The 13,270-nt window shown below is 47.0% G+C and carries 14 protein-coding genes; 8 read left to right on the top strand and 6 right to left on the bottom strand.

Going from position 1 to position 13,270, the window contains the following annotated elements; all coding sequences use genetic code 11:
* Positions 1-9: 9 nt before the first annotated feature.
* Entirely contained in the window at positions 10-1,047 is a 1,038-nt protein-coding gene (locus K0H59_RS06455) for a type IV pilus twitching motility protein PilT (RefSeq protein WP_011716282.1), read from the bottom strand.
* A 35-nt stretch (positions 1,048-1,082) separates the two neighbouring features.
* Between K0H59_RS06455 and K0H59_RS06450 the strand changes: the two genes are divergently transcribed.
* From K0H59_RS06450 to K0H59_RS06415, 8 genes are all read left to right on the top strand, one after another.
* Positions 1,083-1,799, top strand: coding sequence for a YggS family pyridoxal phosphate-dependent enzyme (locus K0H59_RS06450; RefSeq protein WP_220055006.1), 717 nt, complete (start codon positions 1,083-1,085; stop codon positions 1,797-1,799).
* Positions 1,800-2,020: 221 nt separating this feature from the next.
* A complete protein-coding gene (gene proC / locus K0H59_RS06445; RefSeq protein WP_220055005.1) occupies positions 2,021-2,839 on the top strand; it encodes a pyrroline-5-carboxylate reductase in 819 nt (272 codons plus the stop codon).
* Between the two features lie 76 nt (positions 2,840-2,915).
* The gene (locus K0H59_RS06440) at positions 2,916-3,464 is read left to right on the top strand and encodes a YggT family protein (protein ID WP_220055004.1); all 549 of its coding nucleotides are present in this window, start codon (positions 2,916-2,918) and stop codon (positions 3,462-3,464) included.
* The gene (yggU, locus tag K0H59_RS06435; RefSeq protein ID WP_011621978.1) at positions 3,464-3,754 is read left to right on the top strand and encodes a DUF167 family protein YggU; all 291 of its coding nucleotides are present in this window, start codon (positions 3,464-3,466) and stop codon (positions 3,752-3,754) included. Before K0H59_RS06440 ends, yggU begins: the two co-directional genes overlap by 1 nt.
* A 68-nt stretch (positions 3,755-3,822) precedes the next feature.
* The gene (locus K0H59_RS06430) at positions 3,823-4,257 is read left to right on the top strand and encodes a DUF4426 domain-containing protein (protein ID WP_011621977.1); all 435 of its coding nucleotides are present in this window, start codon (positions 3,823-3,825) and stop codon (positions 4,255-4,257) included.
* Positions 4,258-4,417: 160 nt separating this feature from the next.
* On the top strand, positions 4,418-5,035 hold the full coding sequence (gene rdgB / locus K0H59_RS06425; protein ID WP_220055003.1) for an RdgB/HAM1 family non-canonical purine NTP pyrophosphatase: 618 nt from the start codon (positions 4,418-4,420) through the stop codon (positions 5,033-5,035).
* Positions 5,035-6,192: a radical SAM family heme chaperone HemW gene (gene hemW, locus K0H59_RS06420; protein WP_220055002.1), complete on the top strand. Its 1,158-nt coding sequence runs from the start codon at positions 5,035-5,037 to the stop codon at positions 6,190-6,192. The genes rdgB and hemW overlap by 1 nt, the downstream gene beginning before the upstream one ends.
* Before the next feature lie 152 nt (positions 6,193-6,344).
* Complete coding sequence (locus tag K0H59_RS06415) at positions 6,345-8,192, top strand: DUF885 family protein (RefSeq protein ID WP_220055001.1); 1,848 nt, start codon at positions 6,345-6,347, stop codon at positions 8,190-8,192.
* Between the two features lie 622 nt (positions 8,193-8,814).
* On the opposite strand, the gene K0H59_RS06410 is transcribed toward K0H59_RS06415, so the two are convergent.
* From K0H59_RS06410 to trmB, 5 genes are all read right to left on the bottom strand, one after another.
* Positions 8,815-9,756 carry a LysR family transcriptional regulator gene (locus K0H59_RS06410; protein WP_011625622.1) on the bottom strand — a complete coding sequence of 314 codons (942 nt, stop codon included), beginning with the start codon at positions 9,754-9,756 and terminating at the stop codon, positions 8,815-8,817.
* 418 nt (positions 9,757-10,174) lie between these two features.
* Entirely contained in the window at positions 10,175-10,996 is an 822-nt protein-coding gene (locus tag K0H59_RS06405; protein ID WP_220055000.1) for a YggN family protein, read from the bottom strand.
* A 178-nt stretch (positions 10,997-11,174) separates the two neighbouring features.
* Positions 11,175-12,089: a glutaminase B gene (gene glsB, locus K0H59_RS06400; RefSeq protein WP_011621971.1), complete on the bottom strand. Its 915-nt coding sequence runs from the start codon at positions 12,087-12,089 to the stop codon at positions 11,175-11,177.
* Positions 12,089-12,415 (bottom strand): YggL family protein, encoded by a 327-nt coding sequence (locus K0H59_RS06395; protein WP_011621970.1) that lies wholly within the window; start codon positions 12,413-12,415, stop codon positions 12,089-12,091. The genes glsB and K0H59_RS06395 overlap by 1 nt, the downstream gene beginning before the upstream one ends.
* Positions 12,416-12,460: 45 nt before the next feature.
* Positions 12,461-13,177, bottom strand: coding sequence for a tRNA (guanosine(46)-N7)-methyltransferase TrmB (gene trmB, locus K0H59_RS06390; RefSeq protein WP_220054999.1), 717 nt, complete (start codon positions 13,175-13,177; stop codon positions 12,461-12,463).
* Positions 13,178-13,270 lie beyond the last annotated feature (93 nt).

The raw sequence follows: 13,270 nt of genomic DNA, 5'->3' as shown, positions 1-13,270 counted from the left end.
CATAAATCCTTAAAACGTCGCTTGTTTGTTTGAACTCTTCGACATGGCATCCTCACGGGTGATGAGGCCACGGTTGACTAAGTTTTGCAGACACTGTTCGAGCGTTTGCATGCCATGGGCCATCCCCGTTTGAATGGCTGAGTACATCTGCGCTACTTTATCTTCACGGATAAGGTTACGGATAGCGGGCGTACCCATCATGATTTCGTGGGCAGCCACACGGCCGCCACCAATTTTCTTAATCAGGGTTTGCGAAATAACCGCCTGTAATGATTCAGACAACATGGTACGCACCATGTCCTTTTCTCCAGCTGGGAAAACGTCAACCACACGGTCGATGGTCTTAGCCGCCGAGGTGGTGTGCAAGGTACCAAAAACTAAGTGACCCGTTTCGGCCGCCGTCATCGCCAGACGAATGGTTTCAAGGTCACGCATCTCACCGACGAGAATAACGTCAGGGTCTTCACGCAGTGCGCTACGTAGCGCTGCGTTAAAGCTGTGGGTATGGCGATGCACTTCCCGTTGGTTAATCAAACATTGCTTATTCTGGTGAACGAATTCAATAGGATCTTCAATGGTTAAGATATGGTCGTGGCGGTTCTCATTGATGTAATCCACCATGGCCGCAAGTGTGGTACTCTTACCCGAACCTGTAGGCCCAGTAACAAGCACTAAGCCGCGGGGAAAGCTGGAAATTTTTTTAAAAATCTCTGGCGCACCTAACTGCTCGAGCGACAAAATTTCGCTTGGAATGGTACGAAATACCGCCGCCGCGCCGCGGGATTGGTTAAAGGCGTTTACACGGAAACGCGCTAAATTAGGGACTTCGAACGAAAAGTCGATTTCTAAATGCTCTTCAAAGTCCTTACGCTGTTTATCATTCATAATGTCGTACACAAGGCTATGTACACCCTGATGATCGAGCGCGGGCAGGTTAATTTTTCTCACTTCACCGTCGACACGGATCATGGGAGATATCCCTGCAGAGAGGTGTAGATCCGAGGCTTTGTGTTTTACACTAAAGGCTAATAACTCAGTGATTTCCATAGTTTGGGATATCCTTGCAACCAGATAATTACATCATGACAACAATAGCAGACAGACTCGCCCTCGCCCAGAGCAGGATCGCGCAAGCGGCGCAAAAATGCGCACACCTACCTCACAGTATTCGCTTACTTGCCGTCAGTAAGACTAAACCCATTGAAGATATTATAGCAGCCTATGATGCGGGCCAGCGTTGCTTTGGCGAGAACTATGTTCAAGAAGGTGTGACAAAAATTGAGGCGCTAAAGGGCACACACCCTGATATCGAATGGCATTTTATTGGGCCACTGCAATCCAATAAAACCGCTTTAGTCGCCCAGCACTTCGATTGGATGCACACCCTCTCGCGGGAGAAAATTGCTCAGCGGCTCAATGAGCAGCGCCCAGCACACCTTGCGCCGCTCAATGTGTGTATTCAAATCAACATCAGTGATGAAGACACTAAATCTGGTATCGATGCCGAGCAAATGCTGCCGCTGGCCGATAGCATCTGCCAATTACCCCATTTACAACTGCGGGGCTTAATGGCGATTCCCAGTGCCACCAATGACATCGCGCAGCAGACCCGCGAACTCAGCAAGCTTAAGCAGTTATTCGATACGCTAAAGCAGCATTATCCCGCGGTAGATACTCTCTCCATGGGCATGAGTAATGATTTAGACGTCGCTATTGAGTGCGGCTCAACCATGGTGCGTATCGGCAGCGCCATCTTTGGTGAACGGGATTACGGTGCAAAAGAGACCACCCGCAATTAGTCGGTACGGGTTAAACCGTCATCATTGACGCTAAGAGAAATGACAGAGATAGTCAAAGGCGAGCCAGTAAAATCGGCTTTAGCCTTGTTTTTAGTGGCTAAAGCCCAAATACTGTTAGAGAACATCAAATAGAAATTTTTATCCGGCCTAATAACGCTAATTCAATGATATTAATGCTGAATGTTATCCACTCAGCCTAGGCCAGACATTATGGGGTACACATGAGTCAACAAAAAATCTGCTTTATCGGTGCGGGCAATATGACCCGCAGTATTATCAGCGGCTTAATTCGTAGCGGTTATCCTGCTGCGCTAGTGCAAGCCACCAATCCTAGCCAGGGTAAACTCGATGCCCTCGCCGCCGACTTTGGTGTGCGTGTATCCCAAGACAATGTTAGCGCCGCCCAAGATGCCGATGTCATCGTATTATCCGTTAAGCCACAGTTGATGGAACAAGTCTGCCAAGCACTGCAAGGCATTGATATGTCTAACAAGCTGGTCATAACCATTGCTGCGGGGATTAAAGCAGAGCGCTACAGCCAGTATTTAGCACAGTCCATCACGCTAGTTCGCACTATGCCAAACACCCCAATGCAAATCGGTGTCGGTATGACGGGACTCTACGCCCCGCAGCCCCTCTCTGATGCCCAGCAAGCCATTACCGAACGCTTGATGTCTAGCGGTGGTGAAATTGTGTGGGTGAATGAGGAGTCTGAGATTAATCAAGTCATTGCCCTTGCGGGTAGTTCACCTGCCTATTTCTTCCTACTGATGGAATCTATGATCGATGCCGGTAAGCAAATGGGTATGGATGAAGCCAAAGCCAGAAGCTTAGTACAGCAAGCGGCCCTCGGTGCTGCTATGATGGCAAAGCAAAATCCTGAGCTTACGCTGGGCAATTTACGGGAGAATGTCACCTCTAAGGGCGGCACAACGGCGCAAGCCATCGCCACATTTGAAGCGGCGGATCTCCGTGGTGTGGTCAAAAATGCGATGGAAAACTGCATCAAGCGTGCAGAAGAAATGGCCAATACTTTTTGATCCAGCAATGGCTGGGTGACTCATCTAACTTTTAACGCGGGCGTTTTTAATCGGACTCATATAGGCAGAAATCTCGATGAATGCATTAACCTTTTTGATCAGCACACTCTTCGATTTGTATTTGATGGTGGTGATATTACGGATCTGGCTCCCCTTGGCCAGTGCCGATTTTTATAATCCCTTCAGCCAGTTTGTGGTCAAAGCCACTCACCCGTTGATTGCACCTATGCGTCGATTAATTCCTTCAATGGGAAGATTCGACACTTCTTCATTTGTGCTAGCCCTATTAGTCGTGATGGTCAAAGTGCTGCTGATAAGTCTTATTGCCGGCGGCGGTATTGATATAGTGCTGTTCTTTGTGTTTGCGCTTGTCACTGTCATTAAGCAGGCGGGCATTTTGCTCTTCTGGATGCTGATCATCCGAGCCATCTTAAGCTGGTTCAATCAAGGCTATAACCCGATTGTGATGATCATGGGACAACTGACAGAGCCCATTTTAGCCCCAGTGCGCCGCATCATTCCGCCCATTGGTGGCTTAGATCTGTCGGTGATGTTGGTGATTATCGGCATGAACTTTATCAACATGCTGTTGGCGCAATACGTACCATTTTGGGCCGTGATTTAATGAGCGCAGTCATTATGCAGCAAGGCGACTTGCTGCTTAATTTGTATATTCAACCTAAAGCGAGTCGCGATCAGATAGTCGGGCTACACGGTGATGAGTTAAAAGTCGCCATCACAGCACCGCCTATCGATGGCAAGGCCAATGCCCATTTAAGCAAGTATTTAGCCAAGGCCTTTAAAGTCCCTAAAAGCGATGTTCACATCCTTAAGGGCGAATTAGGACGTCATAAGCAGGTACGCATTAGCGCCCCTAAAAACGTCCCCGCAGAAATCGCGACACTGCTCGAATAAACACAGCGTTGGAAGTCTCCTTCCTGCGACCTATACTCAAGTAATCCCTCATATGAAGGTACAACATCATGTTACGTAATCTCCTTATTATGCTCGCCTTAACCGCAAGCCTGTGCGGTGTCGCTAATGCCGAGCAAAAAGAAACCGTCGGTAACTTCGATATTCATTACATGGCACTGGGCAGCACCTTTTTAACGCCTAGTATTGCGAAATCCTATGGCATCGAACGCAGTAGCTACAGAGGCATCATTAACATTGCGGTATTAGATATGAGTGAAGAAGGCTCACCCGCAGTGCCCGTTGAAATCACTGGCGTGGCCAATAACCTACTCGATGCCCGTATCGATTTGAAATTTAGAGAGATCCGTGAGGGTAAGGCGATTTACTACATCGCCGAAGTACCTTACCGCGACGATCAAGAAATCAATTTCAACATCGCCATCAAACACGGTAATCAACTCAACACCAATCTGCAGTTTAAGCAAAAGTTCTACGTCGAATAATTCCAACCTCACAGGGCAAGACGATACCAAGTATCGTCCTGCCTTTTTCTGTCCTTTACCGCCAAGCTTGGGTATCATTGCCGCATACAGTCCAATGACATCGCTCAATGTTCACACTCAGTGACATACAGCCAAGAGCGCCCAATCCAATAGGTATTCCATGCAACAAATCGTCCTCGCCAGTGGCAATAAAGGTAAACTTGCCGAATTCGATCAAATGCTCGCCGCCTATGGCGTAAAAGTGCTGCCACAAAGCCAATTTAACGTTAGCGAAGTGGCTGAAACGGGCACCACCTTTGTCGAAAACGCCATTATCAAAGCCAGACATGCGGCGCAAATTACCGGACTTGCCGCCATTGCCGATGACTCGGGATTAGAAGTCGATTTACTCCAAGGTGCACCGGGCATCTACTCTGCGCGCTATGCGGGGGAAAATGCCAAGGATCAAGACAATGTGTTAAAACTCTTAGACACATTAAAGGATAATCCTGCGCCGCGTACGGCCAGATTCCAATGCGTTTTAGTCTATATGCGCCATGCGAAGGACCCAACGCCCATCATTTGCCAAGCCTCTTGGGAAGGCCAGATCGATTTCGTGCAACGGGGTGACAACGGCCATGGTTACGATCCGATTTTTATTCCAGAGCACCACGATTGCAGCGCCGCGCAAATGAGCAGTGACGAGAAAAATGCCTTGAGTCACCGTGGTAAAGCTTTAGTGCAACTGATTGCTGCCATGCAGGAAAAAGGCGTATTTACCGACGGGAACACCCAATAATGTCAGTGAATGTGTCACCTCAGTTAACCCTGCCGCCGTTGAGCCTGTACATCCATATCCCTTGGTGTGTACAAAAATGCCCTTACTGCGACTTTAACTCCCATGGGCAAAATGGTGAATTACCCCAAAAGGCCTATGTGGATGCGCTGCTAGCGGACTTACGCCAAGACTTGCACTTAGTACAGGGCCGTAAGTTACACACCATTTTTATTGGTGGTGGAACGCCGTCTCTGTTTGATGCTAATCAAATCAAACGGATATTGGATGGCGCCAATGCGCTCATTCCCTTCAGTGACGATATTGAAATCACCATGGAGGCCAACCCTGGCACCCTAGAGCACGATGACTTTAGTGCCTACCGCGCCGCAGGGGTCACCCGATTATCCATTGGTGTACAGAGTTTCTCTAAGGATAAGCTCAATCTGCTGGGGCGGATCCACGATCAAAACGAAGCCCAAACCGCCGCCCAAAAAGCCAGCCAAGCGGGTTATTTAAGTTTTAACTTGGATTTGATGCACGGACTTCCGAATCAAAGTTTTGCTGAGGCCATGGCGGATATCGATACCGCTGCTGCGCTCAATCCGCCGCATTTGTCTTGGTATCAACTGACTATTGAGCCCAATACCCTGTTCCACTCAAAACCGCCGCAGCTGCCCGACGATGAAGATCTCTGGCAGATCTACGAACAAGGGCAACAAAAGTTAGCAGCACTCGGTTATGAGCAGTATGAAATCTCTGCCTATGCCAAACCCGGTTATCAATGCAGGCATAACCTTAACTATTGGCAATTCGGCGATTATTTAGGTATAGGCTGCGGCGCCCATGGCAAAGTGACCTTGCCCGAAGAAAACCGCATTATTCGCACGGTCAAAATCAAACACCCTAAGGGTTATTTAGCTGCCGACAACTATCACTTCGAGCAGACTGAGGTCGCCGAAGAAGATCGCGCCCTCGAATACTTGATGAATCGTCTGCGCTTAATGACGCCTATCCCTAAGCAAGAGTTTGAAGACAGAACTGGTTTACATCGAGATACTTTGAAAGAGGGAATGGAAAAAGCCAAACAACGGGGGTTGCTGACCGAATCGGCTGAACATTGGCAATTAACCAGTAAAGGTCACATGTTTGTGAACGATTTACTGACGCAATTTTGTTGATTCACTAATTAAATTTCCCATATAAATAATGTGTTAGCTTAGGTTTCTCGATGAGATATCTTTTATGGCTAACACATTTTCTAACATTTATATTCATACATTTTTCCCCTGCTTCTTTAGAATTACCTGAACATTGTTAAGGAAGCCTGATCATGCCAATAAAAACGAACATCAGCTTAGTCGCATTTACCCTCTCCGCCCTGCTAGCACTGCCTTCCTATGCGGTGCCCACCTTAAGTGACTCACATAATGTGACCAGTGCAAGTGTAGCTGCCCAAAGCGAGTCAGAAAAAGCCAACGCCTTGTTTGAAGCCATCTTCATGGAAAACATCATGGCAAGCCCCATTGCGCAAACCTATATGGGTATAAAGCAGGACTATGATAAGTGGGACGACATTGGCGATGAAGCGGATGCCCGTGAGTTGGCGCGAACCAAGAAACAACTGGCCGAAGTGAATCAACTGGATGCGAGTAAGCTTGACCCACAAACTCGCCTAAGCCTGACGTTACTCACCCAAAACCTGAATAACGATATCAAAGACTACCAGTGGCGTTACCATAACTACCCAGTGAATCAGATGCATGGTGGCCACTCGATGATCGCCTCCTTCCTGATTAATCAACACCAGATCACCGATGTCAGCGATGCTAAGGCTTATATCAGCCGCTTAAATGGCGTGCCTAAGCGCTTAAGCCAACTGCAACAGGCGCTAGAAGTGCGCGCAGATAAAGGTATTATTGCCCCTAAATTTGTGTTCGGTTACGTGATTTCTGACAGCCAAAACATCATTAAAGGCGCCCCCTTCGATAAAGGCGAAGACAGTGCCTTGTTAGCGGATTTTCGCAAAAAAGTGAGCGCACTCAGCATCACTGAAGCAGAAAAAGCCCAACTTATTGCCGATGCAGAAAAAGCGCTAGTCTCGCAAGTTGAGCCCGCATACAAGACGCTTATCGCCTATATAAAAACCTTAGAAGCCAAGGCCGATACCCGCGATGGGGTTTGGAAACTCCCCGACGGCGAGGCGTTTTATAACAATGCGCTTGCGCGCACCACGACTACCCACATGACGGCGGATGAAATCCATCAACTTGGTCTTGCCGAAGTGGAACGCATCCATAATGAAATGCGCGCCATTATGAAAAAGGTGAATTTTAACGGCACCTTGCAAGAGTTCTTCGCCTTTATGCGCGATGATCCGCAGTTCTATTATCCAAATACCGCCGAAGGCAAGGCGGCATATTTAGCCGATGCAACCAAGCTTATCGATAATATGCACTCACGCTTGGATGAAGTCTTTAAGGTCAAACCTAAGGCGGCCATGATAGTTAAACAGGTTGAAGCCTTTAGGGAAAAATCCGCGGGTAAAGCCTTCTATGAGCAACCAGCACCCGATGGCTCTCGCCCAGGTAGCTACTATGCCAACCTCTACGATATGAAAGCCATGCCTAAATACCAGATGGAAGCACTGGCTTACCATGAGGGGATCCCTGGCCACCATATGCAAATCGCTATCTCGCAGGAGCTAAAGGATATTCCTAAGTTCCGTAAGTTTGGTGGCTATACCGCCTATATCGAAGGTTGGGGGCTCTACAGTGAGTCTTTCCCGAAGGAGATGGGCTTATATGCTGATCCTTACTCCGATTTTGGTCGACTGGCGATGGAGTTATGGCGAGCTTGTCGTTTAGTGGTCGATACCGGGATCCACGCCAAGAAATGGACCCGCGAACAAGGGATAGCTTATTACGTCGATAATACCCCTAACGCAAAATCCGATGCGAAGAAAATGGTCGAGCGTCATATCGTTATGCCATCTCAAGCCATTGCCTATAAAGTCGGGATGATTAAGTTACTCGAACTGAGACACAAGGCGGAAAAACAACTGGGTGATAAGTTTGATATCCGGGATTTCCATACTTTAGTCTTGGCAAATGGCGCGCTGCCTTTGGATGTACTGGAAGAACAAGTCGATCAATGGATTGCTAGCGTTAACAAAGCCTAAGCTTGAAACCGTGGGAGGCTAACGCTAGCCTCCCAAGGACGCTTTGCCAATAAAATCCTTAAATCGCAGCCAATAAAAAAGCCACTATTAAGTGGCTTTTTTATTGGATTTATCACCGGCTTGGTCATAAAACCCTATCTCACTGTGGGTCACTATATTTGATGTATTAAGCAAGTAGCTAACACTCGGTGTGACTTTAGGGTACAGAGAGACAAAACTCATTTCCCGCACTCAACCATCAGAAAAAAATTACCTCAGCCTAATGAGCTGAGGTAAACCAAAAACTAGGATGATGGTTTAAAAGCCAACATTGTTTTAGTTCGCAAACTTCTGCTGGCTGTGATCCGAAACTGCATTGCTGCCAACCTGTACGCTAATACCAAAAGGGGTCATTTCCAGTAAAAGTGTAGGACTCAGGTCATTCCGAATCATCTGGCAACCATTGTATTCATTTAAGAACAGACTTCAACATACCTACTAAAAAGCTGTTTTAGACAACCCTAAAAAACCAAACTAAAATACAAACCAATCTCGATACAAATAATTGATTTTAAATGAATTTTAAAACCGTCAAACTCTCTAAAAGTGCATTAGCCGCATTTTAAGAACAATGTTTCCAAAATTACTGACGTTCACTGAAGAGTTCCGCATAGGGAATGTCCCAATAAGGCGGATTACCAATGTGGTCTTTAATAAACTCAATGAAAGCACTCACCTTAGGCGCTAAGTGTTTACGGCGTGGGTAAACGGCCTGTAGCGGTAAATGATGAGTCAGTTGCCAATCCCTCAGCAGCGGCACTAAGGTGCCCTTAGCGATTTCATCTTCCATCAAGTAACTGGCAAGATATACAACCCCTAAGCCACTGATCGCAGCTGATTTTAATGCTGGAGCGTTATCCACTCTAAAGTTACCAGAGACACCTATTTCGCAGTAATCATCACCTTTTTTAAATTGCCACATGCTGTGCTCATGCCACTCACCTTGATAGACCAAGCAGTTATGGTCGACCAATTGTTCAGGGCGAGATGGCTCACCATGCTTAGCAATGTAATCGGGGGAGGCAACGAGGAGGAACTGGCACTTCATCAAAGGGCGCGCCACCATACCGAGAGGAAGCTGCTCAGACATAGTCAACAATAGGTCTAAACCTTCGCTGACCACATCCACCTTATGGTCTAATAAGCTGACTTGCAGCTCGAGCTCAGGGTGTTTTGCCATAAATGATGGCAGTGCGGGAATGATATGCATAGCGCCAAAGGACTGGGAAATCCCCACCTTTAACACGCCGCGGGTGGCATCGTTTAAGTTATGCACGCTAGCAATGGCCTGTTCGGCATCGCGGAGCAACTCTTCACCTTGCAGATATAACAAATGTCCAGCTTCAGTCAGACTTAAGCTTCGGGTGGTACGCTGGATCAGTTGAACACCGAGTCTATGCTCGAGATCGGCGACCTGCGTACTGACCTTAGATTTAGAGATCCCAAGCCTTCTTGCGGCGGCACTAAAACTACCAGCTCTGGCCACATGAGTAAAAATCGCAATAGGTTCTAACAGTTCTAACATGGAAAGTCGCCTTAAGCAGTTTCGACAGTGATATTAACTTTCGGAATAGCATAGGAATGCAGCACAAATGCCTCAAAGCATCCCTCAATGCCTTAATATCTCACAGCAATTGGGTTAGTTGTAGAGATTTAGCCCGAAAAAGTCCGCTAAAGTAGAGTGTTCTATCTGACTGAATTGCCAGCTTTTCATTATATTTTAAGAGTATACCAAACATTAGTCTTTAGAATGTAATATTCCATAGTAAATAGCCGCAAGCAATCAGATTAATATCAATCGGCTTGGCTAAAATGAATCAAGAAAAAGCCCCAGACACTAAAAGTGCTGGGGCTTTTTCACTTATATCACGGCATTGATGGTGTCAGTTAGGTCGACTTTACCTAGTTCAAACCCGTTTAGGCCTTAACTACCCTTGCGAGCACTATTCACGTAATTCATGGTGAGTGTTTTGCGTCAAAACATAGGGTGCTAACTCTGGCACTTCTTTACGCAGTTGTTTTTCAAGCACGAGCAGATTCTCAAAACGGTCACACAAACGGTCGGCTTTCGCTTCAATCCCCTTAGACTGGGACTCAATTTGCTGCTCAATATCGTCGCCTAATCTATCCATTTTTTGTGAGAATGCGTCCATCTTGGCTTCGAAGGATTCACCGTCGCCGGCAAGAATTTGGCCACCGATATTCATCATCAGAGTGCCAATGGAGTTTTGTACGATTTGCTCCATTTCCCGTTCAAATTCATCGTTAAAGGTGTTTTGCATCGACTCTTCGGTCGCGCCAAGGTAAAAACTATCGCCCTGCTTGTAGGCTACGGTATCGACACGCTTCTGCACGCCCGCCATCATCTCATCAAACTTAGCGCCTGCGGCATCGCCCATCAGTGGTGTTAATGCCATACTCACAGCTTGAGAGGCCAGTGCAACCGCTTCATTGACTAATTCAATGACTTCAGGAACCTGAGTCGACACCTCATCGGCATATTGGCTCACGAGTTTCTTCTGTTTATCGGTTAAGGTTACCTGCTTGCCTTCAACGTATAACTTGTCGACCTCGATGCGATACTTCTCGGCGCCCTTCTCGCTCATCACTAATTTTTTAGGCTCGACTCTCACATCATAATTAAGGGAAACCTCACAGCGCTCATCAATTTGCGGCTCAGTTTTCGCTTGTGCTGATTGCAAGCCTGAAGCGCCTAAAATAACGCCCGATAATGCCACTCCAGTTAATAGCGTATTTATCTTCATTGTTGTTCATCCTTTAATCTGAGGGATTCGACTAAGCTAACATGCTAAAAGACGAATAGCAGAAGACATGCCAACTTTGTAACAATATGATTAGTATGGATTTATAAAAATTAGCACCGATAGCAGATTAGTGAATTTCACTAATAGTTAGCCTAACAGTGCTAATAGAAGAGTTAAATCAGAAGATTGAACGTCCGAGACGCTGGCTAAGATGTTCCAGCATCGCCGTCCCCGCGAGGGAGTTACCTTGATTGTCTAATTCGGGAGACCAAACGCAGACCGAGAGTTCCCCGGGGATCACTGCAATAATGCCGCCACCGACACCGCTTTTACCCGGCATACCAACACGATAGGCAAACTCACCGGCGCCGTCGTACAAGCCAGAGGTTGCTAACAGGGCATTTAACTGCCGCGTCTGTACCTGCGAAATAAGCTCGGTGCCGTCTAAGGTTTTACCACGATTGGCTAAATACAGCATCGCCCGAGAGAGGTCGGCGCAATTCATTTTTAAGGCGCAATAATGAAAATAAGTGCGCAGCACTGTATCGACATCGCCTTGAAAATTACCGAAGGATTTCATCAGATAAGCGATGGCCGCATTGCGTGCACTGTGCTGATATTCAGAATCCGCCACTTGCTTGTCGAAACAAACTTTATCGTTTTGACTCAGCGCCCTGACCAATTCCAACATCCTATGCTTAGGCGCCCCTAAACGGCTCTGTAATAAGTCCGCAATGACTAACGCGCCAGCATTAATAAAGGGATTGCGAGGTTTGCCCCGCTCGAGTTCAACTTGGACTAATGAATTGAAGGAATGTCCTGAGGGTTCTTTGCCGACGCGGCTCCAAATTTCGGTTTCTTCATATAAAGTTAGCGCTAAGGTTAAGCTGAAAACTTTAGAAATACTTTGAATTGAAAATGGCTCAAGGTAATCGCCTGCGCCTATGGTTTCACCGTCGATTGTGGTCACGGCGATGCCCAATTTACCAGCATCAACATTGGCGAGCGCAGGGATGTAATTAGCAACCTTTCCTTGGCCGAGCAAGGGTCGAACTTTGTCGACCACTTCCTCTAATAACGCCTGTTCTGGCATTAACTCCACCAGATATCGTACAGATCGCTAACTTCGAGTTGAGTCACTTTTTGACCCGCCCAGAATGCCTTCACTGCAGCAACATCTTCCTCGGTGCACTTACCGATAGTTTGGGTAGCAATAATACCTTCCCACTCGATATGACCACCGCCGTGGAAACCTAACTTACGGGCTTCAATGACTTCATCGATAAACTTATCGACTGTTGCATCAATATCGGCTTCAGAGACAGATGCATCGAAGGTCCAAGTAATGTCAAAACCTAACTCTTGGAATTCATCAACGCGCATTTTCTTACGTAAACGACGGCTACGATTCTTTGCCATAGTGATTTTCCCCGTTGTGTTAAAAAATAAAATCAATAAAAGATGTTAAGCGATACGCTCAAACATCAGATCCCACACGCCATGGCCGAGGCGATGACCGCGAGCTTCAAATTTAGTCAGTGGACGATGATCTGGGCGCGGCACCACGGTACCATCGGCGGATTGGTTTTTGTAACCATTGGCCGCATTCATGACTTCCAGCATATGCTCGCTGTAGTTTTCCCAGTCGGTTGCCATATGAAACACGCCACCAATTTTCAGTTTACGACGGATAAGCTCAGCAAACTCCGCCTGCACGATGCGACGCTTGTGGTGGCGCTTTTTATGCCAAGGATCGGGGAAGAACAATTGCACCCGCGCAAGACTGCCATCGGCGATTGCATGTTCTAATACTTCCATTGCATCATGGTGATACACGCGAAGATTAGTCACGCCAGCGGCGGCTGCGTCACTTAAGCATGAACCAACGCCAGGCTTATGGACTTCAATACCGATAAAGTTCTGCTCAGGAGCTTCTTGTGCCATTTGTACTAAAGAAGCGCCCATACCGAAACCAATTTCCAGTACGGTATCGGCTTCGCGACCAAAGACTTCGGTCAGGTTTAATGGTATTGGGCTGTAATCTAAGCCCATTGTTGGCCACTGAGTCTCAATGGCTTGCGCTTGACCTTTAGTCAAACGACCTTCTCTTAGGACAAAGCTTCTGATCTTACGCAGATACTTGCCTTCTTCATTAAATTCAGCGGTAGTGACTTCGCTCATTTTTGCCTCGTCTCGTGGACAACACCATCTAAAAAGAAGGGCATTATCCAAAGTTCAACTTACAGTGCAAGCACTAATGGAGGCGAAGTATAA

Origin of the sequence: Shewanella sp. FJAT-51649, from assembly GCF_019457435.1 — a bacterium.
Classification (GTDB): Bacteria; Pseudomonadota; Gammaproteobacteria; order Enterobacterales; family Shewanellaceae; genus Shewanella; species Shewanella mangrovisoli.
The sequence above is the reverse complement of the archived record's forward strand: the minus strand, read 5'-3'. Positions and strand labels throughout refer to the sequence as shown.